Origin of the sequence: Microbacterium sp. Leaf179 (genome assembly GCF_001423785.1) — a bacterium.
Lineage (GTDB): Bacteria > Actinomycetota > Actinomycetes > Actinomycetales > Microbacteriaceae > Microbacterium.
In genome coordinates, this window is record NZ_LMPH01000001.1 from 259,715 (window position 1) to 284,695 (window position 24,981).

Consider the following 24,981-nt stretch of genomic DNA (forward strand, 5'->3'; position numbering starts at 1 on the left):
GTGTTCCCGAAGGTAGGAACGACGCCCTCACCGTTCCCTCACCGTTGCTATGAAGCGGGTATGTCGCGGGACTCCGGGGCCCGTGAGGCTGCATGCTGGCTCTCGTGACCTCCCGCCCCGTACCCCTGGCCCGCCCCGACGGCTCTCCTATCCGCGCCGTCGTCGTCGACGACGAAGCGAACCTCAGCGAGCTGCTGCGCATGGCGCTGCAGAACGAGGGCTGGGAGGTGCGCACGGCCGCGAACGGGCAGGAGGCGTGGGGCGTCATCCGCGAGTTCTCGCCCGATCTGCTCGTGCTCGACATCATGATGCCGGGCGTCGACGGCAGGGAACTGCTGTCGCGCCTGCGCGCGGCCGGCAACGACGCCCCGGTTCTGTTCCTCACGGCGAAGGACGCGGTGGAGGACCGCATCGCGGGGATCTCGGCCGGGGCCGACGACTACGTCACCAAGCCCTTCAACCTCGAGGAGGTCATCGTGCGTCTGCGCGGGATGGCCCGCCGCCACGTCGCCGCCGTCGCCGACGCCGACCCGCGGCTGCGCGTCGGCGACCTGTCGCTCGATGAGGAGTCCTACGAGGTCGAGCGCGGCGGCATCCCGATCAAGCTCACCGCGAGGGAGTTCGAGCTGCTGCGCTACCTCATGCAGAATCCGCGGCGGGTGCTGAGCAAGGCGCAGATCCTCGACCAGGTGTGGAGCTACGACTTCGGCGGCAACGGCAGCGTGGTCGAGATCTACATCTCGTACCTGCGCAAGAAGATCGACACCCTCGGCGAGCCCCTCATCCACACGGTCCGCGGGGTCGGCTACACGATCAAGACGCCATGACGCACGGGCGACGGACCCGGCGTCGCTGGACGCTGCGGCGCACGCTCGTGGCGGGGACGAGTGTGCTCGTGGCCCTCGCCTTCGTCGTGATGAGCGTCGCGACGATCCTGTCGCTGCGCTCCTTCGCGTTCGACCGCCTCGACGAACAGGTGCGCGAGGGGCTGTCGTTCGCCGCCGGCCGGGGAGGCTTCGACGGGCGGGGCGATGTCGACCGGCCCCCGGGAATGGATGCCGCGAGCCCCGCGCCGCGGGTCGGCACCCTGCTGGTGGTGATCGCCGGCGACGGCTCGGTGCAGACTTCGGAATACACGCGCTCCGATGGCACGGAGGTCGCGGTGAGCGACGATCAGGTCGCCCAGCTGCGCTCCTCGGTCGCGACCGACCGCACACCGACGACCGTCGACCTGGGGGGAGACCTCGGCGCCTTCCGCATCGCGGCGGCCGAGAACGACGGCACCACGGTCATCGCCGGCAACTCGGAGGCCGACGTGACGGCGACCACGTCGGCGCTGACGGGGATCCTCGTCGCGGTCTCGGCGGTCACCCTGCTCATCGCGGTGCTCACCCTGTCGCTCTTCGTGCGAAGGAGCCTGCGGCCCCTCGACCGGGTCGCCGACGTCGCCCAGCGCGTGTCGACGCTGTCGCTCGACGCGGGGAGCGTCGACATCCCCGACCGGGTCGCCGCGGCCGACACCGACGCCGATACCGAGGTGGGCCGGGTGGGCTCCTCGCTCAACGACCTGCTGGGGCACGTGCAGTCGTCGTTGGCCGCGCGTCAGCACAGCGAGGAGCAGCTGCGGCGGTTCATCGCGGATGCCAGTCACGAACTGCGCACGCCGCTGTCGAGCATCCGCGGCTACGCGCAGCTGTCGCTGGGCGAAGCCGGTCCGATGACCCCGACGCAGGCCCGCTCGTTCGACCGGATCGAGTCGGAGGCCGAGCGCATGGCATCCCTCGTCGACGACCTGTTGCTGCTCGCGCGTCTGGACGCCGGCCAGCCGCTGCGCCGCGAAGAGGTGGAACTGACCCTTCTCGCCGTCGACGCCGTGAGCGACGCGCAGGCGGCGGACGCCACGCACGAGTGGCGCCTCGACGTCACCGACGACCTCATCTCGGTGCCCGGCGACGAGAACCGCCTGCGCCAGGTCGTCGCGAACCTGCTGCGCAACGCCCAGACGCACACGCCGGCCGGAACGGTGGTGACGCTGTCGCTCGCACGCGCGGGCGGCGAGGCCGTTTTGCGCGTCGCCGACACCGGCCCGGGGATCGACCCCGGCATCGCGGAGCGGCTGTTCGAGCGCTTCGCCCGCGGCGACGACTCGCGCAACCGCGACGCCGGCAGCACCGGCTTGGGCTTGTCGATCGCCCAGGCGATCACGGCGGCGCACGGGGGCTCGATCGCGGTCGAGAGCGTGCCGGGCCGGACGGTGTTCGAGGTGCGGCTGCCTGCGGCGTGAGTGGCCAGAACTCGTCGCCGTCGCGCTGTTCCCCGCGACGAATTCTGGCACCTCACGCCGTCGCGCGTCAGCCGATCAGGCTCGGCTGCAGATCCCGCAGCGTGCGGTGATGCGTCATGCGCGTCACGCCGATCGCGGCGAGCAGCACCCCGCCGACCATCCACGCGCCGAGCACGAGCAGGTCGTAGCCGACGCGGCCGACGTCTCCTCCGTACATGACCTGCCGCATGGCATCGACCACGTAACCCATGGGCAGCACGTGGTGCAGCGCCGCGAGGGGAGCGGGGAGGGTCTGCCAGGGGAACGTGCCGCCGGCCGTCACGAGCTGCAGCACCATCAGCACGAGGCCGAGGAACTGTCCCACCGATCCGAGCCACACGTTCAGCGCCAGCACGATGGCCGCGTACGTCGCCGAGGCGAAGATCAGGATGCCGAGGGCCGCCCACGGGTTGGCGAACGAGAACTGCAGCGCGACGGCGAGCACCGTGAACAACCCGACCATCTGCAGGGCGCCGAGGCCCGCCGGTGTCAGCCACCCGGCGAGGGTCACGCGCACGGGGGAGCGCAGCGCCGTCACCGCGCGCTTGGACACGGGCTTGACGATGAGGAACAGCGCGTAGATGCCGATCCAGCCGGCCAGGGCGGCGAAGAACGGGGCGAGCCCCGCGCCGTAGTTCTGCGCCTTCGTCACCGCGCTGGTGCCCACGGCGACCGGGTCGGAGATGGCCGAGGCCTGGGCCTGCCGCGTCGTCTGATCGTTGTCGGGGATCTGCTGCACGCCCGAGGCCAGCCCGTCGCGCAGCTGCGTGGCGCCGGTCGCGAGCTGGGCGAGGCCGGCGTCGAGCTGGCTCGCGCCGTCGCGCACCTGCGCGGACCCGTCGCGCAGCGAGGCGGCTCCGGATGCCGCCGAGCCCGCGCCGTCGGCGAGGGCCGAGGCTCCGTCGGCCGCGGTCGCCGCGCCCGAGGCCACGGACGCACTGCCCGCGGCGACCTGTCGGGCGCCATCGTCGAGCTGGTCGATCTGGTTGACGGTGTTCTGGACGCGACCGTTGGCCTCGGTGAGCCGCTGACCCACGGGGTCGAGTCGCGACAGGATCTCGTCGATGCGGGCCTGGTCGAGACCGGCGTCGGCGAGGGCCTTCGCGATGTCGGCGCGTGCCTCGGGCAGGCGGGCGGCGGCGTCGGAGGCGACCGAGCCGACCTCGCGCGCGGCGGCGTCGATGCGATCGACACCCCCGGCGACCTGCTGCGCACCGTCGGCCACCTGCGCGGCCCCGTCGCGCAGCTGGGCGGTTCCGTCGCGCAGCCGGCTCGCGCCGCTCGAGAGCTGAGCGGTGCCGTCGGCGAGCTGCGACGAGCCGTCCGCGAGCTGCGACGAGCCCGAGACGAGCTGAGACGAGCCCGACTTCGCCGAGTTCAGACCGTCGACGACCTGCGTCGCCCCGGTCGTGGCATCCACGAGACTGACCCGAACCGTGTGCAGGGCGTCGAGCAGCGTGAGTCCCGCCTCGTCGACGACCTTCTTCGCCACCGACGCCTGGATGCGGGCCACGGCCTGCGTGCCGATGGTCGAGGCGAGGTAGTTGTTGGCGTCGTTGGTGCGCAGCTCGATGTCGGCCTGGCGCGGGGTCGCGCTCGACAGCGACGCGACCGCCTCGGTGAAGTCGGCCGGAAGCGTCACGATGAAGTCGAAGTCGCCCGCCTGCAGCCCGGCGTCGGCGGCGTCGGAGCTGACCCGGTGCCACTCGAACGTGTCGCTGTCGAGCAGTTGATCGGCCGCCTCGTCGCCGAGGTTGCGTTGCTGTCCGTTGACGTCGGCGCCCTCATCGTCGACGACGAGTGCGACGGGGACGCTGGACAGGTTGCCGTAGGGGTCCTGGTTCGCCCAGAGGTACAGGCCGCCGTAGAGGATGGGCACGGCGAGCAGCGCCACCAGAGCGATCACCGACATGCGGGTGGAGGTCAGTCGGCGCAACTCCGCCGCGATCATCTGCGGGATCTTCATCGGACCTGTTCTCCTGCGTTCTCGATCGCGTCGATGGCCGTGCGGGAGGCCTGTCCCGCGATCACGAGCACCGCGTAGCCGCGCTCGGCGAACTCGCGGGCGATGGCCCACCAGGCCGAGGGCTCGCCGCCGTGGCGGTCGGGGGCGACGAGCACCAGCGCCTCGACGTCCTTGCGCAGCGCGGCGAGTTCCAGCAGCAGGCGGATGCGGGCGGCCGGCTCCACGTTGCCGATCGGCAGCCCGGCGATCTCGTCGAGCCCGATGCCCTCCAGCCAGCGCGCGGCGGCGAACGGCGTCGGCGCGCGGCCGGCGAACATCAGTTCCTCGGCGACGACGCCGGTGACCGTGACGTTCGGTTCGGGTTCCGAGACGACCGGCGCATCGACCAGGGCGACGCGACGGCGCAGGGTCCTGGCATCGGCGTGCCCGTCGACCAGTACCGAACCGCTGTCGATGTTCATGCGGCCGGATGCCACGAGGCCCAGCACCGTGGGACGCTGCTCGGTCTCGGCGACGACCAGGGTCGCGCGCCCGGTCTCGTAGGCGGTCGACGTCGCGGGCAGCGCGCGCTCGGCGCGACCCTTCGCGACCGCGTTCAGGACGATTCTCACTGCGCCTCCAGTTCGGGGTACTGCGCCACCAGGTCGCGTGCTTCTGTCCACGAGAGTCCCGCGATGCCGAGCACGGCGCGCACGGCGATGGACCGGGCGGTGCTCGATCCAGCGTCGACGCGAGCGACCACGGTGCGCCCGGTCTCTTCGAGCAGGCGCGAAAGCGTGGGCGCGGGAAGGTCGGTGCGCAACTCGCCCGACTCCTGGCCGCGACGCACGATCGCGTCGATGCGGCGGCGGAGCGGCGCGAGGGCGGCCGAGGTCTCGGGCAGGTGCGCGTCGTCGAGCGCGAGGGCTGCGGCGGCCTGCACGTGCGCGGCCTCGGCCCACAGCTCGGATGCCAGACGGGCGAGCGCGACGCGGGAATCGGCGTCGTCGACACGATCGGCGATGGCGTTGAAGCGGGTGGCGCCCGCGGCGATGACCTCGCGCACGATGGCGTTGCGGTCGTCGAAGTGTCCGTACAGGGCGCGCCGCGAGAGACCGGCGCGGCGCGCGATCGTGTCGATCGACGCGCGAGGGTCGTGGCCGATGACCGCGGTGGCGGCGTCGACGATACCGGCGCGGTTCTCGACGGCGTCGCGGCGGGTGGAAGTGGTCACGGTGCCTCAGTGTACGCCGAAAGTGCACGGTCGTGTGCAACTTCCTGACGGCGGCACCCCGCCCCCGAAAGCACGAGAGCCCGCGACGTCGAACGCCGCGGGCTCTCGGGAGGACGTGCGGTCAGTCGGTGCCGGAGTCGAACGCGGCGGCCTCTCCCGCGGCATCCGTCGCCTCGGCGAGGCGCTCGCCGGCGGCGTCGAGGGGCGAGGCCGACTCGATGATCTCGTTCGCGCCGCCCGCGGCGACGTCGCCGACGAGCTCGCCGGTCGGACCGCCGAGCAGGCCCATGCTCGCGTACTGCTCGAGGCGGGCGCGCGAGTCGGCGATGTCGAGGTTGCGCATGGTGAGCTGGCCGATGCGGTCGACCGGGCCGAAGGCCGCGTCGCCGACCCGCTCCATCGACAGCTTCTCGGGCGAGTACGACATGCCCGAGGCCACCGTGTCGAGGATCGTGTAGTCCTCGCCGCGGCGCAGGCGTACCGTGACCGAACCGGTGATGGTCGAACCGACCCACTTCTGGATCGACTCGCGCAGCATGAGCGACTGCGGCTCGAGCCACCGGCCCTCGTACATCAGGCGGCCCAGGCGGCGACCCTGCTCGTGGTAGGTCGCGAGGGTGTCCTCGTTCAGGATGCTGTTGACCAGGCGCTCGTACGTCAGGAACAGCAGCGCCATGCCCGGGGCCTCGTAGATGCCGCGCGACTTGGCCTCGATGATGCGGTTCTCGATCTGGTCGCTCATGCCGAGGCCGTGGCGTCCACCGATGGTGTTGGCCTCGCGGACGAGCTCGACCGGGTCGTCGAAGCGCGTGCCGTTGATGGCGACGGGGCGACCGGCCGCGAACTCGACCGTGACGTCTTCGGTCTCGATCTCGACCGCGGGGTCCCAGAAGCGCACGCCCATGATCGGCTCGACGATCTCGAGCGAGACGTCGAGGTGCTCGAGGGTCTTGGCCTCGTGCGTGGCGCCCCAGATGTTGGCGTCGGTCGAGTACGCCTTCTCGACGCTGTCGCGGTAGGGGAAGTCGTGGGCGACGAGCCACTCGCTCATCTCTTTGCGCCCACCGAGCTCGGTGACGAAGTCGGCGTCGAGCCACGGCTTGTAGATGCGCAGCGAGGGGTTGGCGAGCAGGCCGTAGCGGTAGAACCGCTCGATGTCGTTGCCCTTGTAGGTGGAGCCGTCGCCCCAGATGTCGACGCCGTCTTCTTTCATCGCGCGCACGAGCAGGGTGCCGGTGACGGCGCGGCCCAGCGGCGTGGTGTTGAAGTACGTGCGCCCGCCCGAGCGGATGTGGAAGGCGCCGCAGGCGAGGGCGACGAAGCCCTCTTCGACGAGCGCCGTCTTGCAGTCGACCAGGCGCGAGACCTCGGCGCCGTACTGCGTGGCGCGACCCGGGATCGACGCGATGTCGTCTTCGTCGTACTGGCCGAGATCGCCGGTGTACGTGCAGGGGACGGCGCCCTTGTCGCGCATCCACGCGACGGCCACCGAGGTGTCGAGACCACCCGAGAAGGCGATGCCGACGCGCTCGCCGACGGGAAGGGACTGCAAGACCTTGGACATGCCGTCGATTCTATTGCGCCCCGCCCGCACACCCCGATTCGTGGGCGCCGCGGCGCGCGGGCGGCGCGGGTCAGCCGACCGTGACGTCGGAGATCGTGACGGGGGTGGCGGGAGCGCCGTCGGCGGCGCCGCCGGCCGTACCCGCGGCGGCGATGGACTTCACCACGTCGAGTCCCTCGGGCGACATGGTGCCGAAGACCGTGTAATCGGGCGCGAGCTGCGTGTCCTCGTAGACGAGGAAGAACTGCGAGCCGTTGGTGCCGGGGCCCGCGTTGGCCATGGCGACGGTGCCCGCGGGGTAGGTCTCGCTGCCGTCGAGCTCGTCGGCGAAGCGGTATCCGGGGCCGCCGCGGCCGGTGCCCGTGGGATCGCCGCACTGCAGCACGAAGATGCCCGACGTCGTGAGGCGGTGGCACTCGGTATTGGAGAAGTACTGCTGCTGCGCGAGCGAGACGAAGCTCTCGACGGTGCACGGGGCGCTCTCGCCGTCGAGGGCGATGGGGATGTCGCCGGCGGAGGTCGACAGGACGATGTCGACCTGCCCCGTCGGGCGGTCGGTGCCCGCGGCGGGCGGCGTGACGTCGACCGCCGGCTGACCCGAGGCGGCATAGGAGCATTCCCCGGCGGAGGCGCCCGCCGACGGAGCGGCCCCGTCGGACGCGCCTCCGGAGCAACCGGCGAGCAGGAGCAGGGCGGCGGCGGCCAGGGCCGCGGACATCGATCGCATACGCACGCTCCCAGGGTAGGTCGTCGGCGCGGCCCGCCCGGCGAGAACGCGTCGGTCTAGTTCGGGCGGATGCCGCGCGCCCGACCGATCGCCACGACGCCGACGGCGAGAGCGACGATGGCGACGGCGATGACCACGATGTACCCCGCGACGCTGCCCCACCCGCCGGCGCTGGGGTCGAGGAAGGGGTACGGGTACCAGAACGGGGCGCCGGTGGTGGGGTTGGTCACCAGCGGCGCCCGCAGGAGCGTGTAGACGATCCATGCGATCGGGAAGACGGCGGCGCCCAGGGCGGCGGTCCAGCGGAGACGGCGCCGGTTCGGCCCGAGGCACACGTCGAGGAGCAGGAACAGCGGCCCCCACACGTGCAGGATCTCGTTGGACCAGCCCACCGTGTCGGGCTGCAGGGGAAGGCCCCGCAACAGCAGGTTGTAGACGACGCCCGTGACGATCATGTACGTCGCCACCCACGCCAGCGCCGTCGCGAGCGCGGGCGGATCGACCTCGAGACGGCGACCGCGCACGAGGAAGCGCACGCCCAGCAGCACGAGCACGATCGCGGCCGAGACGTTGGAGAGGATCGTGAAGAAGCTGAAGAAGTTCGCGATCACGGTCGTGGTGTCGCGGCCCCGGGCGACGGCCTCGCCGAGCGTCGAGACGAATTGCGCGGCGACGGCGACGACGATGAGCACGGCCACGGCGATCCGTGCGAGGTTCCATCCGGTGGCCCACCCGCGCGATCGGTGCATCGCCCCAGGCTAGCGGCGGCCCCCGTCGGTCGAGGGGGCTTGCGAGGGCGGTGTCGGACCCGCTCGGTAGGATGGGGTGACCGCCGGAATCAGACGCGAGGAGCGCACATGCCCGGAATTGTGATCGTCGGAGTCCAGTGGGGCGACGAGGGCAAGGGCAAGGCCACCGATCTGCTCGGTGAGCGCACCGACTGGGTGGTGAAGTTCAACGGCGGCAACAACGCCGGCCACACCGTCGTCATCGGCGACGAGAAGTACGCACTGCACCTGCTGCCCAGCGGCATCCTGTCTCCCGGGGTGAACGCGGTGATCGGCAACGGCGTCGTCGTCGACCTCGAGGTGCTTTTCGCCGAGCTCGAGGCGCTGAACGCCCGAGGCCTCGACACCAGCCGCCTCAAGATCAGCGCCAACGCGCACCTCATCACGCAGTACCACCGCACGCTCGACAAGGTCACCGAGCGCTTCCTCGGAAAGCGCATGATCGGCACGACCGGTCGCGGCATCGGCCCCGCCTACGCCGACAAGATCAACCGCGTCGGCATCCGCGTGCAAGACCTCTTCGACGAGAACATCCTGCGCCAGAAGGTCGAGGGCGCCCTCGACCAGAAGAACCACCTGTTGGTGAAGGTCTTCAACCGTCGCTCGATCACCGTCGACGAGATCGTCGACGACCTGCTCTCGTACGCCGAGCGCGTGCGCCCCATGGTCGCCGACACCTCGCTGCTGCTGAACGAGGCACTGGATGCCGGTGACGTCGTCGTCTTCGAGGGCGGCCAGGCCACCATGCTCGACGTCGACCACGGCACCTACCCCTTCGTCACCTCGTCGTCTGCGACCGCGGGCGGTGCCTCCACCGGATCGGGCGTGGGGCCGAACCGCCTCGACCGCATCGTCGGCATCGTCAAGGCCTACACGACGCGCGTCGGTTCGGGGCCCTTCCCCACCGAGCTGTTCGACGAGAGCGGCGACTGGCTGCGCTCGCGCGGATTCGAGTTCGGTACGACGACGGGTCGCCCCCGCCGCGTCGGCTGGTACGACGCGCCCATCACCCGCTATGCCACGCGTATCAACGGCATCACCGACCTGGTGCTGACCAAGCTCGACATCCTGGGCGGTCTCGACGAGATCCCCGTCTGCGTCGCGTACGACGTCGACGGTGTGCGCTACGACGACCTGCCGGTCAATCAGACCGACTTCCACCACGCGAAGCCGATCTACGAGACCTACCCCGGCTGGAGCGAGGACATCTCGACGGCCCGTACGTTCGACGATCTGCCGCAGACCGCGCAGGAGTACGTGCTCGCCCTCGAGAAGATGAGCGGCACCCGCATCTCGGTCATCGGCGTCGGCCCGGCGCGCGACCAGGTGATCGTGCGGCACCCCCTGGTCGACTGACGTGCGGTTCTGGGTCGGGGCCTACGCCGCCGACAGCGGAGCGGCCGAGGGCATCGGCATCGCGCAGGCCGGTGACGCCGACTCCGTCTGGGCGTCGGGACCCCTCGGAACCGCGGCCACCGCGGTTGCCGCGCCCGGCTCTCCGTCGTGGATCGCCGCCCACCACACGCAGGGCCTCCTGTACGCCGCCCTCGAGTCCGACGGCACCGTCCAGGCGTACCGCCGCACCGGCGAGACGCGGCTGAGCCCGCTCGGCGCGCCGATCGAGGCCGGCAGCGCCGTCTGCCATGTGGCCGTGTCGCCCGACGCCACGCACCTCGTCGCCAGCTGCTGGGGCGACGGGCGCGTCGTGCGCATCGACCTGGATGCCGCGGGCCGCCCGTCGCGCCCGACGATCGCGGCCGAGGCCGCCGACCCCTACGACGACTCCCAGCCCGAGGGCTCGATCTCGACCGGCGCGCGGGTCTCGGGCACCGTCGTGCCCGACCTCGCCGAGGCCGCCCGCGCGCTGCGCGACGTCGTGGGCGAGGAGTTCTCGCATCTCGTCCCGGCCTACGACGCCGTGCCCGAGACCGACGCCGAGTCCGAAGAGGCCGCGGCCGGGGCCCGCGTCTCGCGCGCGCACCAGGCGATCTTCCTCTCCGGAGGGCTGGTGGCCACGACCGACATGGGACTCGATCTCGTGCGGTTCTGGCGCTCGAGCGGCGCAGGCCTCCGGCTCGTGCACGAGGTGGCACTGCCCAAGGGCAGCGGACCGCGGCACGGGCTGTGGCATCCATCCGGCCACCTGTACGTGGTGACCGAGCTCAGCCGCGAGGTGTTCGTGCTCGCGGCCGACGTCACGGGACGATGGCGGACCGTGTCGGGCCAGCCGCTGCTCGGCACCCTCGACACCGACACCGCCGCCGAACTGTGCTCCGGTCGCGACGGCTCCACGCTGTACGCGGGAGTGCGCGGCAGCGACACCATCGGCGTGCTGTCGGTGCGCGGTGCCGGTGAGACGCTGCAGCTCACCGCGCTCGCCGACGCGGGCACGCACTGGCCGCGCCACCACGTCGTCGTGAACGATACGCTGCTGGTCGCGGGCCAGCTCGCGCACGAGATCGTCTCGCTTCCGCTCGATGCCCGCACCGGCATCCCCGGCCGGGTGCGGCACCGCACGGCATCGCCCTCGCCCACGCGGCTCCTGCCGATGCGCTGATCCCCGCGAGGCCGCGGGGGCACGACGAAGCCCCTGGCCTCCGCGGTGGGGGACAGGGGCTTCGAGGGTGGTCAGCTCACGAGGTGGGGATCCACACCCGCATCGTGGAAGGACCGCGGTTGCCCCAGTCGTGGTAAGGCACGAGGGCCACGCGCTCGGTGTCACCCGGGCCGTTCGGCGCCGTCGTCGTGTAGGGCCAGCCGTCCGGCTGAGCGACGCGACGGGCGACGTCGACCCACACCCGGCCGTTCTCTTCGGTGGGGGCTGTCGCGATCGTCAGGGCGACGTCTCCGACGTCACCGCCTTCCGACAGGTCGACCGACTCCAGAGCGAACACCTCCGGTCCGCGCTCCACGGCGACGCAGCCGCGGACGGCGTCGATGCGCGGGTCGGGTACGACCAGACGCGGCGCCATCGGAAGCTCCAGCTCGACGATGTCTCCGGCGCGGAACGCGCGGGTCACCTCGGCCCACCCGGCGGACACGGCTTCGGCGTCGCCGACCCTCTCGGCGCTCACCGTCCGCAGACGAGCGCCCTCGGCCCACTCCGGCACGCGCAGCGACAGGGTCCACGGCTCGGCCGCGTGGTCGTTGATCGTGACGCGGACCAGGCCGTCGGCCGGGTACCGGGTGTCGACGTCGAGAGAGACGGCCCGGCCGTCCTGCAGCGTCGTGCGGATCTCGGCCGGAGCGTACTGGTGGATCTGGATGCCGCCGGCGTCGGCCGTGGCGATGTACGCGTCGAGACTCGCCAGGGTGCGAGCGACGTTGGGCGGGCAGCACGAGACCTCGAACCAGGGGGCGCGCAGCGACGACGAGGCGCGCGGCGAGGTGCCCTAGTCCATCAGCCCCGCGAAGGGGCCGGCGATGGGGGAGTAGAGCACGTAGAACAGAAGAGACGCGGATGCCAGGCCGAGGGCGCTGGGCAGCAGGAACGCCGTTCGCAGGAACCCCTTCCATGCCGTCGACTCCTGCACCAGCAACGCGAGCCCGAGGCCCAGGGCGATGAGGATGACCGTGGTGATGGCCGTGTAGACCAGCGTGAAGCGCACCGATGCCCAGAAGAGCCGGTTGCTCACGGCATCCACGAAGTTCTCGGGAAAATTGGGGCCCGTGTTCCCGCGCAGCAGGGGCCAGTCGGAACCGGACATCTGCAGCACGAGCAGAAGGGGGATGACGAAGAGGGCGATCACGAACAGCGCGGTCGGGGCGGCGTAGAGCCAGCCCTGGACGGGGCCGCCGAGGGCCGTGCGCTGGTATCGGGAACGGCGAGGGGATGTGGAAAGGGCCACGATATTCCTTCCGAGGATGTGGGGGTGCCGCCGAAGCGGCACCCCCACAGAGGATCACTGCGAGAGAACGGCGGTGATCTCGTCGTTGTCGGCGTCGACGGTGTCAGTGCCACCGAGGACGGCGTTGCGCACCAGCGTCAGCCACGGGCTTCCGGGGGCGTTGAACGCCTGCTGGAAGTTGAGCGCGACCGGCGTCTTGCCCAGGCCGGCGACCTTGTTGATGGCTACCTGACGGGGGTCCTTCGAGGAGTACTCGTTGTCGGCGAGGTCGGAGCGCGCGACCGTGCTGCCGTCCTTCGCGAGCACGCCCACCTGCGCGTCTTCCGAGGTGAGCCACGACAGGAAGTTCCACGCCTGAGCCGACTGCTTCGAGTCCTTCGAGATACCGAGTCCGTCGCCGCCCACGAAGGTGGAGGAGCCGCCGTCGACACCGGGGATGCCGGAGACGCCCGCGTCGAACTTCAGGCCCGACAGCAGGGTGGCGGGGAACGGCATGATGCCGACGTTGCCCTCCTGGAAGCCGGCGACCCAGGTCGCACCGGTCTCATCGGCGGAGCCGGGAGCCACGGCACCGGAGGCCTGGAGGTCCTTCCACGTGGAGTAGACCTCCTTCGCGGCGCTGTTGTTCAGCAGCGACTCGGTACCGGCGGGGTTGAGTACGTCTTCGTCCGACGCCCACACGGAGGGGAACCAGGTGAACAGCAGGCAGCCACCGCAGTTGAGGCCCGTGGAGGTGCCCGAGACGCCCGGCTTGTTCAACGCCTGAACGGCCTTGGCGGTCTTGGCGAAGTCGGCGACCGTGGCCGGGGCCTTCTCGGGGTCGAGGCCGGCCTCGGCGACCAACGCCTTGTTCCACATCATGACCGAGAGGTCGAGTACGAACGGCAGCACGTGCTCTTTGCCGTCGAGGGTGCCCGCGTCGAGGTGACCCTTGTTGATCGAGTCCTTGTACGACAGTCCGTCGATCTGAGCGGTGATGTCTTGGAACAGACCCTGCTCGACCCAGTTGGGCACGTAGACGATGTCGGCGGCGAACAGGTCGGGCAGGCCTCCCGAGCCGGCGGCGGCGCCGACCTTGGCGACGTAGTCGTCGTTGGGGACGACGGTCAGTTCGACCTGGTTCTTGTGGGTGGAGTTGTACGCCTCCACCAGCTGCTTCGCCTGCTTCTCGAGCGGCGCGCGCGTCCACAGGGTGAGGCTCGCTCCGTCGTCCACCCCCGTGGCAGGGATGTCGGTGGGTGCGGCGTTGGTCATTCCTCCGCCTGAACATCCGGTCAGGGCCAGCGCGCCTGCCAGGACGGCGACGATGCCCCCTCGCAGAAGTGCGGTCTGACGTCGGGTGTGTGTCATTGCGATCTCCTTGGCTCTTCGGTGAGCTGCGCGCGGGGCGGTCGTGCTCCACTGCGCGACCGTTCGAAACTATCGAAACGGCTTTCGATAGTTTCTGACACCGTGGATCGACGCGCGTCAACTCATGCCGATAACCTTTTAGCAACGAAGGAGAAACATGTCGGGAAAACGCGGCGCGCATGTCGCTACGCTCAGCGATGTCGCCCAGGCGGCAGGCGTGTCGATCGCGACGGCGTCGAAAGCGTTGAACGGTCGCGACGACGTCGCCCGAGCCACGCGCCTGCGTGTGCAACGAGCCGCCGAAGAGCTGCGCTTCGTGCCCAACCCCCTCGCCCGCGGGCTGCTCGCCGGGCGCACCGGCACCGTCGGCCTCCTCACGAACGACCTCGAGGGCCGCTTCGTGCTGCCTATCCTGGCCGGGGCCGAAGACGCCCTGGGTGCCGGCAGCGTCAACGTCTTCTTGTGCGATGCACAGGGCGATGCGGTGCGCGAGCAGCACCATCTGCGCGCCCTCATCAGCCGCCGCGTCGACGGGATCATCGTCGTGGGAAGCCGCACCGACGCGCGTCGCTCGCTCGGGCAGGACCTTCCCGTGCCCATCATCTACGTGTACAGCCCCTCTGACGACGACCGCGACCTCTCGCTCACCCCCGACAACCGCGCCGGCGGGCAGCTGGCCATGGAGCACCTGATCAGCTGTGGACGGCGACGGATCGCCTACATCGCGGGGGATCCCACGTACAACGCGGCGACGGATCGCTGGCGGGGTGCGCAAGATGCGTTGCGCGCCGCCGAACTCGAACCCGTCGGCGACCCGATGTTCTCGGAATGGTCCGAACACTGGGGCCGGGATGCTGCAGCGACGCTGCTGGAGCGCTCCCCCGACATCGACGCGATGTTCTGCGCGTCCGACCAACTGGCCCGAGGGGCGATCGACACCGCTCGAGAGCTCGGACGGCGGGTGCCCGAAGACCTCGCGATCATCGGCTACGACAACTGGCTCCTGCTCGCGGCGAACTCCCGCCCGGGCCTGACGAGCATCGACGCCAATCTGGGAGCGCTCGGCAAGCAGGCCGCGGAGCGCATCTTCCAGGCGATCGATGGAGAAGAGATCCCGCGCGGCGAGCACCACCTGCCCGTGCGTCTCGTCATCCGCGGATCGACGATCGCTCGTCGCTGACAGCTGCGTTTCGTCGCGCCGCGTCCGCGCCGCGCGGCCGTGCGGTCACATGACCGCGCCGGCACAGGGCCGGAGACTCGTCCGAGGGCACCCACGACGATCGTCAGGAATGCCTCCGGACGGTGCCGCGCGAGCGCCATGCGACGACTGAGAGCCTTACCGCGTCTGCGGCCTCCTGATCGCGTGATCACGAACCCTCCCGCGACCAACGCCGTGCCGATGCCCCGCCGTTGGCGCGCCCGTGCTCGGAAGCGGTCCCCGTCACGGCGAAATCGCTCACAGCGACCGCGGAGAACGTCGATCCGTCGGTGTGTTGTCGTTCCAGAACGATATCTGCGCGCCCGTCAGGGTTGCGTCGCCATAGCACGGCGGGCCGGGGTGGTGCGACCGAGTAGTGGTGGGCTCCTTCCGAAAATACGCAAACGGTTTCGAGATTGTTACGAACGGGAATACGCCGAACGGAAGCGGGCGTGAAGGCTGCGAATGCAATCGTTTTCGAAGGGTGCGCACGAAACGTGAAGGCCGCTACGCTGCGACGAAAGTCTTTCCGGTAGCCGGATTCACGAGATCCGCCGGCCGGTCGACGATGCCTGGTTCGTGGCCGTGCGGACGGTGAGCAAGCCACCGACCGGCGTGCGACGTCGTGGTCGACGACTGCCCCGTGCAAGGAAGTGCAGACCAACATGCCCCCCGCCCCCGCCGCCGCCCGCGGACACCGTTCATGATCCGTCGGTTCGCGGCTGTCGCCGCCACCGTCGCTCTCATCGTCTCCTCGGCGCCGACCGTCTCATCGGCCGCGCCGGACGAGGGTAGTGAGGACGCCCTCTGGACGCCTCTCGTGCAGACGGAGGATTCCGATCTGCCCGTGCGGGACGAGGCATCCCGTCCGTACGAACTGGATGTCGCCGGCCTGAGCGCTCTGTTCGCCGCGGCGCCCGACGCGGCCACGCGCTCGACCGCGAACACGACCCGGCTGAGCGTTCCCACCCCCGACGGCGACCTGGTCGAGTTCGCGGTGGCGCCCGTCGACCTGCTCGATGTGGACCTGCGCGCTGCGCACCCCGAGCTGCGCACGTTCGCCGGGCGCGGCGTCGACGACGAGGGACTCAGCATCCGCGCCGACCTCACCCCGCTGGGCTTCCACGCGATGGTGCGCTCCGGCGACAACGCCACTCGGGCCTGGTACGTCGAACCCGCGAACGTGGGCGACACCGCGCGGTACGTCTCGTACGCCGCCGGCTCGCTCGACGTGCCGCGTCTCACCGAGGTCGAGCACGACGACATCCACGCGGATACGGATGCCGCGGCCCGCGCGGCGGCGCCGGAACGGGCCGCGGCTCTCGACGACCCCGCCCCGGTGCTGCGCACCGTGCGCCTGGCGCTGGCGAGCGATCCCGCCTTCGCCCGCTTCTACGGCACTCAGAACGTCCTCGCCGCGAAGGTGTCGATGGTCAATCGCGTGGCCGGCGTGTTCAACGACGATCTGGGGCTGCGACTGCTGCTGGCCGACGGCACCGACTCCCTCAACTTCGACACCGACGCGCGCGCCGTCGGAGCCGACGGCCCGTGCGGCGCCGACGCGTGCTTCACGCCCGCCGCACTGGCGGGCTGCGACGTCGAGACGCTCCGCCAGAACAGCGCCGCCGTGCAGACCATCGTCGGCACGGCCGGCTACGACATCGGGCACCTGGTGCTCGGCGGGGGCGGTGGCGGCATCGCGGGATACGGCGAGGTGGGCCTCGACTTCGTCAAGGGCGGGGGCTGCACCGGGAGCGCGTCTCCGATCGGCGACGCCTTCGCGATCGACTACCTCGCCCACGAGCTGGGGCACCAGCTCGGCGCGAGCCACACCTTCAACGCGTGCGGCGGAAGCAGTGGCGACACGGCCGTCGAGCCCGGGTCGGGATCGACGGTGATGGCCTACGCGGGTATCTGCGGCGACAACGACCTGCAGCCGCACAGCGACCCCTATCTGTCGCAGGCGAGCATCGTCGAGATCCACCGGACCATCGATGGGCGGCTTGCCGACGTGCCGACCGGGAACGCCGCGCCGACGGTGACGCCGCCGGCTCCGCGGATGCTGCCGCTGCGTACCCCCTTCACCCTCGCCGCGACCGGGAGCGACCCGGACGGCAACTCCACGACGTACCTGTGGGAGCAGACCGACGTGGGAGACCCCGACCGGGGGCTGTTCGACGATGCGAAGTCGGCCGGGCCGCTGTTCCGCACGTTCGGCACCTACGTCGACACCTCCTCCACCGCCGCGCAGTACTTCTCGACGGGCGGCAATCGTGCGTCACGGTCGGCCGCGCGCACCTTCCCGGACATGGCGCAGGTGCTCGCGGGCACCACGAACGCCGTGACCGGTACGTGCGACCCCACGCTGACCGGCGTTGCGAAGATCGAGTGCTTCTCCGAGTACCTGCCGAGTGGGGCCTACGTCGGCGCCGGCGCCGGGACCGGCAGCATCGACTTCCGGGTCACTGCTCGCGACGCCGATCCGCGCGGGGGAGTCGTCGCTTTCGGGGACGTGCGCCTGACCCTCGACCGAGATGCCGGACCCCTCCTCGTGTCGGGACTCGATCCTGCATCCGCCGACAGCTACCCGGGGGGCAGTCGTCAGACCCTGCGGTGGCAGGTGAACGGGACGGATGCCGCCGCCCTCGCGCCGAACGTGCGGATCGTTCTGTCGACGGACGCCGGCAAGACATTCGACACGGTGCTGGCCGCGAGCACGCCCAACGACGGTTCGCAGTCGGTGGTGCTGCCCGACGTCACCACGAGTGCGGCGCGGATCAAGGTCGAGGCGGTCGACAACTACTTCTTCGCCGTGGACCCGGGGCCGTTCGAGATCCAGCAACGGGCCGCCGCGGTGCTCTCGACCGGTAGCGACAGCGCGGAATCGGGCTCGGAGGTCACGATCTCGGGGTCGGGGTTCACCCCGCGCGAGAACGTCGACGTGACTCTCGTCGCCGACGGGGGAACCGTCGACACGCGCGTAGCGGCCGACGACGCGGGTGCGTTCCGGGCGCGTGTGCGGGTACCACTCGCCGCCGCGGCTGGACGTGCGACGCTGACGGCGGTGGGCGCGGAGTCGGCCTCGCGAGCGATCACGACGATCACGATCGTCGCCGCGCCGACGCCGACGCCGACGGCCACACCAGCGCCCACCACGAGCCCGAGTGCGACGCCCACGCCGACCACGACGCCGGCACCGGTCGCGCCCCCGGGGTCGACTGCCACACCGCCGGCGGTCGCCGGGGCGACCCCGGGTCGTCCGTCGTCCGAGCACCGCCTGGCCAGCACCGGTACGGCCATCTCGGGAGTGCTCGCGCTCGCCGCCGCCGGCACCGTCGTGGTCGGTCTGTTCGTGCGCCGGCGTCGACGTCGGGTCGCAGCGGAGTAGGCGCCGACGACAGCGACTGAGTGACGAGGTCGTCACGATCGCGGGGCGGGGCGCGCGAGCAACCCCGTCCCGCCGTCGGTCGTCGTGCGGCGCACCGGCCCGGGCTTCGAGAGCCCGCGGGTGCGTCTCGATCGTCGGGCGCGCACACATCGTCGCGGTCGCCGTGAAGCCGTCCTCGTCGACGCCGCGAGCGGGTGAGCTTTTCGTGCCGCTCCGAAACTTACGAAAAGCATTGCGAAGTGGTTTAGGGCCTCGGTAGCGTGCTTTTCGCGTACGTGCCGCTCATCGATGAACGGCGCCGAGAGGAACAGACACAGTGGACTGCAATCCGACGACCCCCCGTCGCATCGGGCGTTCCGTGATCGCCGCGACGGCGATCGCGACGGTGCTGGCGACAACCTTCGTGGTCGCGCCGGCGCACGCCGCCAACACCGACATCGGCTACCCGACATTCTCGGGAAGCGCCACCCCCGTCCCGGACACGGGGGTGACCTATACCCCGGGAAACCAACTGCAGCGCGTCTTCGACGCCGACGTCGCCGCCGGCGCGGGATCGAGCGCGTCGAGCGACTTCTGGATGGATGAGATGCTCGCGCGCACCGGCGACGCGGGCAGCTTCGGCGACAACAACCAGTGGTTGTTCACGCGCGGACGCGCCGCCTTCATGAAGGAGCACAACCCGGCAGCCCTCGGCTTCGGCGGACAGCTCGCGTACTGGGAGTCCATCGACGGGCGATCGGGCTACACGATCGTCGCCCGCGTCGGCGGGAACGAGGTCGGCCTGACCGAGGACATCGCGCAGCGGAAGCAGACGCCCAGCTACTGGCGGAGCGTCCACCGCGGCGGCGGCATCGAGGTCGTGCAGACGAAGTTCATCACCGACGCCAACGTGCTCGTCACCAACCTCGAGGTGCGCTCGACCGGCGGGGCCGTCGACGTCGAGCTCGTGGCATCCTCCCCCTACGCCGTCACCGCCGACGGTGACGAGCTCGTCGGCCACGTTCAGGCGCTGAACGACCTCACGAAGCTGTCGCCCCGCCTCTCGGGCGACGGGTTCGCCCCCGCGGGCGAGACGCTCACCCGCACGCTGTCGGTGCCCGCCGGGGGCTCGGCCACCGCGAAGGTGCAACTCGGCCTCGTCACCGACGAGATCGCCGCCTCGCGCGCCGAGTACGACACCACCCGCGGCCAGTCGGCCGGTGCGGCGTACACGGCCCACGTCACCGCCTACAACAAGTGGTGGGCCGAGAACGTGCCCTACCTCGACACCCCCGAAGACAACATCGACAAGACGCTCTACTACCGCTGGTGGCTGATGCGCTACAACTTCCTCGACGCCGACATGCCGGGCAACACCTACCAGTTCCCGGTCGCCATGGAGGGTGTGCTCGGGTACAACAACTCGATCGTGCTCACCACGGGCATGTTCATCGACGACCTGAAGTACTTCCGCGACCCCATCTACTCGTACGGTCCGTGGGTCTCGACGGGCGAGACGAGCAAGAGCTACAAGTTCGTCGACAACCCCGGCGACCCCGCCAACTGGTCGAACAGCTACACCCAGTACATCTCCGAAGCCGCGTTGCGCTCCTACCAGCTGCACGGCGGGCCGACCGCGATCGCGAAGAACCTGGCCGAGTACGCCGAGGACGACGTGAAGGGTCTCGTCGACGCCTACGACTTCAACAAGAACGGCCTGATCGAATACAACTGGGGCGCGATGACGGGCAACGACGCGGATGCCGTGTCGTTCCACTGGAAGGGCGGCTACCAGGACCGCACCGAGAACGCGTACCTCTACTCCAACGCCCTCGCCGCGGCCGAGGCGTACCGCACGGCCGGCGACACCGCCAAGGCCGACGAGATGCAGGCGTTCGCGGAGAACATCAAGACCCAGGTCATGAAGGTCCTGTGGAACCCGGACCGCAAGCTCCTCGAGCACGCCATGGCGAACAACGGCGAGCACGTGCCGTGGAAGGAGATCAACAACTACTACCCGTTCTCGGTGGGCCTGGTGCCCAAACCCGGCGACGCGGACTACAACGACGATTACGTCGAGGCGCTGCGCCTGTTCGCCGACGACAAGCAGTACCCGATCTTCCCCTTCTACACCGCGAACCAGGCCGACCAGGCGGCGTACAACGCCACCGGCGGCCAGGGCAGCAACAACTTCTCGGTCATCAACTCCACGGTGACCTTCCGGATGCTGTCGAAGGTGCTGCGCGACTACCCCACCGACGCGATCGACGCCGAGTGGTACAAGAAGCTGCTGTATTGGAACGCATGGTCGCACTACCAGAACGGCGGCGACAACCGTCTGCCCGACCAGAACGAGTTCTGGGCGAACGGTTCCGCCGACCCCCAGAAGATCGACTACCGCTCCTGGATCCACCACACGATCCTCGGTGCGACGAACTTCACCATGATCGAGGACGCCATGGGTGTGCGCACCCGCAGCGACGCCAAGATCGAGCTCGACCCGATCGACATCGGCTGGGACCACTTCACCGCGAACAACATCCGCTACCGCGACCGCGACCTGACGGTCACCTGGGACGCCCCCGGTGGCGAGCGGCACTACGGCGACGACGTGCCCGAGGGATACTCCGTCTTCCTCGACGGCACGCTCGCCTTCACCGTCGACAAGCTGTCGCACGTGGTCTACGACCCCGCCAGCGGCACCGTGGAGGTCGTCGAAGGTGACGCGAAGGTCACCACCGCCGCGGCATCCGCGGTGAAGGCGCCGCAGGACGTGCGCTTCGCGGATGACGCCCGCGTCGTCGACCTGTTCGCCAAGGCGGGCGCCGACGTGCGCACCGAGAGCACCGGCAGCGCCAACCTCGCCACCTCCGCGACCGCGTCGTTCTCGGCCGCGGGCCGCGAGCCCGCCGGCGCCGTCAACGGCACGACGATCAACGAGCCCTTCTGGGGCACCGCGGGTTCGCCGAACGCCAAGGACTCCCTGACCGTCGAGCTCGGCGGTGAGAAGACGTTCGACGACGTCCGCACGTATTTCTACGACAGCTCTTCCACGGCCACGGCGGCCGGCTACGCCGAGCCCTCGGTGTACACCCTCGAGGTGCGCCGGAACGGCCAGTGGTCGACGATCCCGCAGCAGGCTCGCACCCCCGCCTACCCGCGGGCCAACTACAACCACGTGCAGTTCCCGGAGGTCACCGGCGACGCCGTGCGCCTCACGGCGACGCACGCCGCGGGCGCCAAGACGGGGGTGAAGGAACTGCAGGTGTTCTCCACGGGCATCGCCGCTCCGGCATCCACGAACCAGGCACCACTGGTCACGGCGTGGCAGGACAGGCAGGCCTCGGCCGGCGGGTCGGCGGCGCTCGTCGGCACGGTGAAGGACGACGGTCTGCCGGGCGGCGAGCTCAGCGCGCGTTGGAGCGTGGTGAGCGCCCCCGAGGATGCGACGGTTCTCTTCGACGACGCCACGGCGGCCTCCACCACCGCTCGCTTCTCCGCGAAGGGCGAGTACGTGCTGCGCCTGTCGGCGACCGACGGCGAGCAGACCTCTGAGACCGATGTGACGGTGCAGGGAGACGTGGCGACCCAGGGCGCCAACGTCGCACCCGCCGCGACTGCGACCGCCTCGTTCACCGCGGGCTGGAACAAGGTCGGTGCGGTCAACGACGGCAAGATCCTCTACAACGGTGGCGCCAGCACGGACGTCTGGGGCACCTGGGCCGGCGGAGACAACCCCGCCACCCGATGGGTGCAGTACGACTGGAACGAACCGCAGCGCGTGTCGGGTGTCGAGATGAACTTCTGGTCCGACCAGGGCGACCCCGCGTCGAACCAGGGCGTGAACGTCCCGAGCGCATGGAAGGTGCAGTACTGGGACGGCGCCGCGTGGGCGGACGTGCCGGACGCGTCGGAGTACACCCTCGAGCGGAGCGCGCCCAACACCGTCACCTTCGGTGCCGTGACGACGACGCGCGTGCGCGCCACGCTCTCGGCCACCGGCTCGGGGTCGACGTTCGCCGGCGTGGCCGTCAGCGAATGGAAGGTCTTCGCCGACGCCCCCGTCTCGATCGAACCCATCGACGTCCGCACCGCCGTGGGCACGAAGCCGGAGCTCCCGGCGACGGTGGATGCCACGTTCTCGGACGGCAGCCACGCCGACCTCGCGGTCACGTGGGCCGAGGTCACCGACGCGCAGGTCGCCGGCGAAGGGAGCTTCCCCCTCTCGGGCGTCGTCCCGGGCTCGCCGGTCGCCGCCAAGGCCACGGTGTGGGTGCGGGCGACGCCTCCCGGCCAGATCAACCAGGTGGATGCCGTGACCACGCGCACCCTGCCGGGTGTCGCGCCGGTGCTGCCCGAGACCGTGGGCGTGCTGTTCAACGACGGCTCGCGCCAGGACCTCCCGGTCACGTGGAACGCGGTGGACGCCGCGTCCTACGCATCGCCAGGCACGTTCACCGTGGAAGGAACCGTGCAGAGCGATCTGCCCGGCACCAAGGCCGCCTCGGCCGCGGTGACCGTCGACGGCGGAGGCACCGACACGAAGGCGCCCACTGTGGCCTTCCAGGTGTCGCCGGCCGCTCCGGGCTCGGGCTGGTACACCCAGGCGGTCGCGGTGAACGTCACGGCGACCGACGACCAGGATGCCGCCCCCCGCGTCGAGGTGCGCGTCGACCAGGGTGCCTGGTCGGCTTACACCGCAGCGGTAGCGGTCACCGGCGACGGCGCCCACGTGGTGCAGGCGCGGGCGACCGACGCCGCGGGCAACGCCTCGGCTCCCGTCGAGCAGGCGGTGCGCATCGACACGGCAGCACCCGCGCTGGAGGTGACGACCGACGCGGTCTCGCGCACGGTCAAGGCCGCGGCGACCGACGCCCTGTCGGGCGTGGACACGATCCAGTACCGGCTGAACGGCGCCGACGTCTGGTCGACGATGACGGGCCCCGTGCTCGTCGGGCTCGATGAGACCAAGGTCGAGGTGCGCGCCACGGATACGGCGGGCAACGTCTCGGCCGTCGTCGAGCGCACCATCGCCAAGGCGGATGGCACGCAGGCGCGCAACGTCGCCCTGTTCGCCACGCCGACCGCGTCGGGGACCGCGGCCTGGAACATGGTCACGGGCTTGAACGACAACGTCCAGCCGACCTCGTCGGGCGACGTCACGCCGGACGACAACGCCCATGTCTGGGGCGTCTGGCCCCAGGTGAACGATCAGTGGGTGCAGTACGACTGGAAGGAGCCGGTGACCATCGGCGAGCTGGGTGCGTACTTCGTGTCCAACATCGATGCGCAGGGCTTCGGCATCGACGTCCCCGCCACCTGGGGCGCCGAGTACTGGGACTCCTCGACCAACTCCTGGGTGCCGGTGAACAACCTCGGTGCGTATGGAACGGAGAAGGACGCCTACAACACCGTGACGTTCGAACCCGTCACCACGACACGTCTGCGCCTCACGCTCGATCCCATCGGAACCGAGGAGGGCAAGGGCAGCGTCGGCATCAAGGAATGGCAGGTCTGGGAGCAGCCCGGGACCCCCGTTCCGGACACGCAGGCGCCCGTCGTGACGACCACGGTCGACCCCGCCACCCCCGCGAGCGGCTGGTACACCGGCACGGCGAAGGTCTCGGCGACGGCGATCGACGACCGCGACGACGCCCCGGCGATCGAGGCCCGCGTCGGCGACGGCGCATGGGCGGCCTACACCGCTCCCCTCGAGGTCGGGACCGACGGCGTCACCGTCGTCTGGTTCCGCGCGAAGGACGAGGCCGGCAACGTCTCCGCCCCCGTCCAGGTGGAGGTCAAGCAGGATGCCACGAAGCCGGTCGCGAACGTCGGGTGGAACGCCGATGCACGCACCGTCACCCCGGCGGGTACCGATGCCGGTTCGGGTGTGGCGCTCGTCGAGTACCAGCTCGGAAGCGCCGCGTGGACCGCAGCGGCGGGGAGCGTGGCCGTCGGCGACGCCGCCACCACGGCCCGGGTGCGGGTGACCGACGTCGCCGGCAACGTCTCCGACGTCGCCGAGGCCTCGATCCCGGCGAAGCCGGGGGATCCCGGTGGTAACCCCGGTGGTAACCCCGGTGGTAACCCCGGTGGCACCCCGGGTGCCGAGCCGAGCGGGTCGCTCAACGGAAAGGAGTCGATGCGCGTGGGCGTGTCGCAGGTGGCGCCCGGCGGGCAGCTGCCCGTCTCGGTCACCGGTGCCACACCGGGCACGGTGTTCGCGGTCGAGTTCCGCTCCTCTGTGGTCCGTCTGGGAACTCTGACGGTCGGGGCCGACGGCACGGCGAGCGGAGTGTTCACCGTTCCGGCCTACGCCGCAGCGGGAGTGCACGTGGTTGCGCTGGTGGTCCCCGGTGGTGAGCTCACTGCCCAGGTGACGGTCGTGGCCCCGGGCGCCTCGTCGCCGAAGACGCCCCCGCTGGCCACAACCGGTCAGGATGCGGCGGCGACGCAGGTCGCGCTCGGCGCCGGCGTCAGCATGCTCGTCCTCGGATTGATGGTCGCAGCCGTCGCGTTCATCCGACGGCGCCGCTCGGCCTGATGATCGGGGGTCGGGGCGCATCTTCGCCCCGACCCCCGAACATCAGCGGACTCGTCCGACCTGTTCCGTGACTGTTCCGGGCGTCCGCGCCTC

16 protein-coding genes are annotated in these 24,981 nt (G+C 70.6%); 7 read left to right on the plus strand and 9 right to left on the minus strand.

Going from position 1 to position 24,981, the window contains the following annotated elements:
• Positions 1-92 precede the first annotated feature (92 nt).
• Together ASF96_RS01275 and ASF96_RS01280 are read left to right on the plus strand one after the other, a co-directional pair.
• Positions 93-827: a response regulator transcription factor gene (locus ASF96_RS01275; protein ID WP_055935251.1), complete on the plus strand. Its 735-nt coding sequence runs from the start codon at positions 93-95 to the stop codon at positions 825-827.
• A complete protein-coding gene (locus ASF96_RS01280; RefSeq protein WP_055935253.1) occupies positions 824-2,284 on the plus strand; it encodes a sensor histidine kinase in 1,461 nt (486 codons plus the stop codon). Before ASF96_RS01275 ends, ASF96_RS01280 begins: the two co-directional genes overlap by 4 nt.
• Before the next feature lie 67 nt (positions 2,285-2,351).
• On the opposite strand, the gene ASF96_RS01285 is transcribed toward ASF96_RS01280, so the two are convergent.
• From ASF96_RS01285 to ASF96_RS01310, 6 genes are all read right to left on the minus strand, one after another.
• Positions 2,352-4,289, minus strand: a complete 1,938-nt coding sequence (locus tag ASF96_RS01285) for a YhgE/Pip domain-containing protein (protein ID WP_055935255.1) — start codon at positions 4,287-4,289, stop codon at positions 2,352-2,354.
• Positions 4,286-4,900 (minus strand): hypothetical protein, encoded by a 615-nt coding sequence (locus ASF96_RS01290; protein ID WP_055832227.1) that lies wholly within the window; start codon positions 4,898-4,900, stop codon positions 4,286-4,288. The genes ASF96_RS01285 and ASF96_RS01290 overlap by 4 nt, the downstream gene beginning before the upstream one ends.
• The gene (locus ASF96_RS01295) at positions 4,897-5,502 is read right to left on the minus strand and encodes a TetR/AcrR family transcriptional regulator (RefSeq protein WP_055935257.1); all 606 of its coding nucleotides are present in this window, start codon (positions 5,500-5,502) and stop codon (positions 4,897-4,899) included. Before ASF96_RS01295 ends, ASF96_RS01290 begins: the two co-directional genes overlap by 4 nt.
• Before the next feature lie 121 nt (positions 5,503-5,623).
• The gene (gene argG, locus ASF96_RS01300) at positions 5,624-7,066 is read right to left on the minus strand and encodes an argininosuccinate synthase (protein WP_055832223.1); all 1,443 of its coding nucleotides are present in this window, start codon (positions 7,064-7,066) and stop codon (positions 5,624-5,626) included.
• A gap of 70 nt (positions 7,067-7,136) precedes the next feature.
• Entirely contained in the window at positions 7,137-7,793 is a 657-nt protein-coding gene (locus ASF96_RS01305) for a peptidylprolyl isomerase (RefSeq protein ID WP_055935259.1), read from the minus strand.
• A 56-nt stretch (positions 7,794-7,849) separates the two neighbouring features.
• Positions 7,850-8,542, minus strand: a complete 693-nt coding sequence (locus ASF96_RS01310; RefSeq protein ID WP_055935261.1) for a Pr6Pr family membrane protein — start codon at positions 8,540-8,542, stop codon at positions 7,850-7,852.
• 108 nt (positions 8,543-8,650) lie between these two features.
• Here ASF96_RS01310 and ASF96_RS01315 point away from each other — a divergent pair, with 108 nt between their 5' ends.
• The gene (locus tag ASF96_RS01315) at positions 8,651-9,937 is read left to right on the plus strand and encodes an adenylosuccinate synthase (protein ID WP_055832218.1); all 1,287 of its coding nucleotides are present in this window, start codon (positions 8,651-8,653) and stop codon (positions 9,935-9,937) included.
• 1 nt (position 9,938) lies between these two features.
• Complete coding sequence (locus ASF96_RS01320; RefSeq protein ID WP_055935264.1) at positions 9,939-11,138, plus strand: lactonase family protein; 1,200 nt, start codon at positions 9,939-9,941, stop codon at positions 11,136-11,138.
• Positions 11,139-11,214: 76 nt separating this feature from the next.
• Here the strand turns inward: ASF96_RS01320 and ASF96_RS01325 are convergent, their stop codons facing one another.
• From ASF96_RS01325 to ASF96_RS01335, 3 genes are read right to left on the minus strand one after another with little or no spacing between them, the layout of a single operon-like run.
• Positions 11,215-11,946: a beta-L-arabinofuranosidase domain-containing protein gene (locus ASF96_RS01325; protein WP_082509218.1), complete on the minus strand. Its 732-nt coding sequence runs from the start codon at positions 11,944-11,946 to the stop codon at positions 11,215-11,217.
• Positions 11,947-11,973: 27 nt separating this feature from the next.
• The gene (locus ASF96_RS01330) at positions 11,974-12,429 is read right to left on the minus strand and encodes a carbohydrate ABC transporter permease (protein WP_235560501.1); all 456 of its coding nucleotides are present in this window, start codon (positions 12,427-12,429) and stop codon (positions 11,974-11,976) included.
• 54 nt (positions 12,430-12,483) lie between these two features.
• The gene (locus tag ASF96_RS01335; RefSeq protein WP_235560502.1) at positions 12,484-13,683 is read right to left on the minus strand and encodes an ABC transporter substrate-binding protein; all 1,200 of its coding nucleotides are present in this window, start codon (positions 13,681-13,683) and stop codon (positions 12,484-12,486) included.
• 253 nt (positions 13,684-13,936) lie between these two features.
• Between ASF96_RS01335 and ASF96_RS01340 the strand changes: the two genes are divergently transcribed.
• The 3 genes from ASF96_RS01340 to ASF96_RS01350 all read left to right on the plus strand — a co-directional run bounded on the left by ASF96_RS01340 (position 13,937) and on the right by ASF96_RS01350 (position 24,888).
• Entirely contained in the window at positions 13,937-14,959 is a 1,023-nt protein-coding gene (locus tag ASF96_RS01340) for a LacI family DNA-binding transcriptional regulator (protein WP_055935268.1), read from the plus strand.
• Between the two features lie 721 nt (positions 14,960-15,680).
• Positions 15,681-18,365, plus strand: a complete 2,685-nt coding sequence (locus ASF96_RS01345) for a reprolysin-like metallopeptidase (RefSeq protein WP_055935270.1) — start codon at positions 15,681-15,683, stop codon at positions 18,363-18,365.
• 358 nt (positions 18,366-18,723) lie between these two features.
• Entirely contained in the window at positions 18,724-24,888 is a 6,165-nt protein-coding gene (locus ASF96_RS01350) for an OmpL47-type beta-barrel domain-containing protein (RefSeq protein WP_235560503.1), read from the plus strand.
• Positions 24,889-24,981 lie beyond the last annotated feature (93 nt).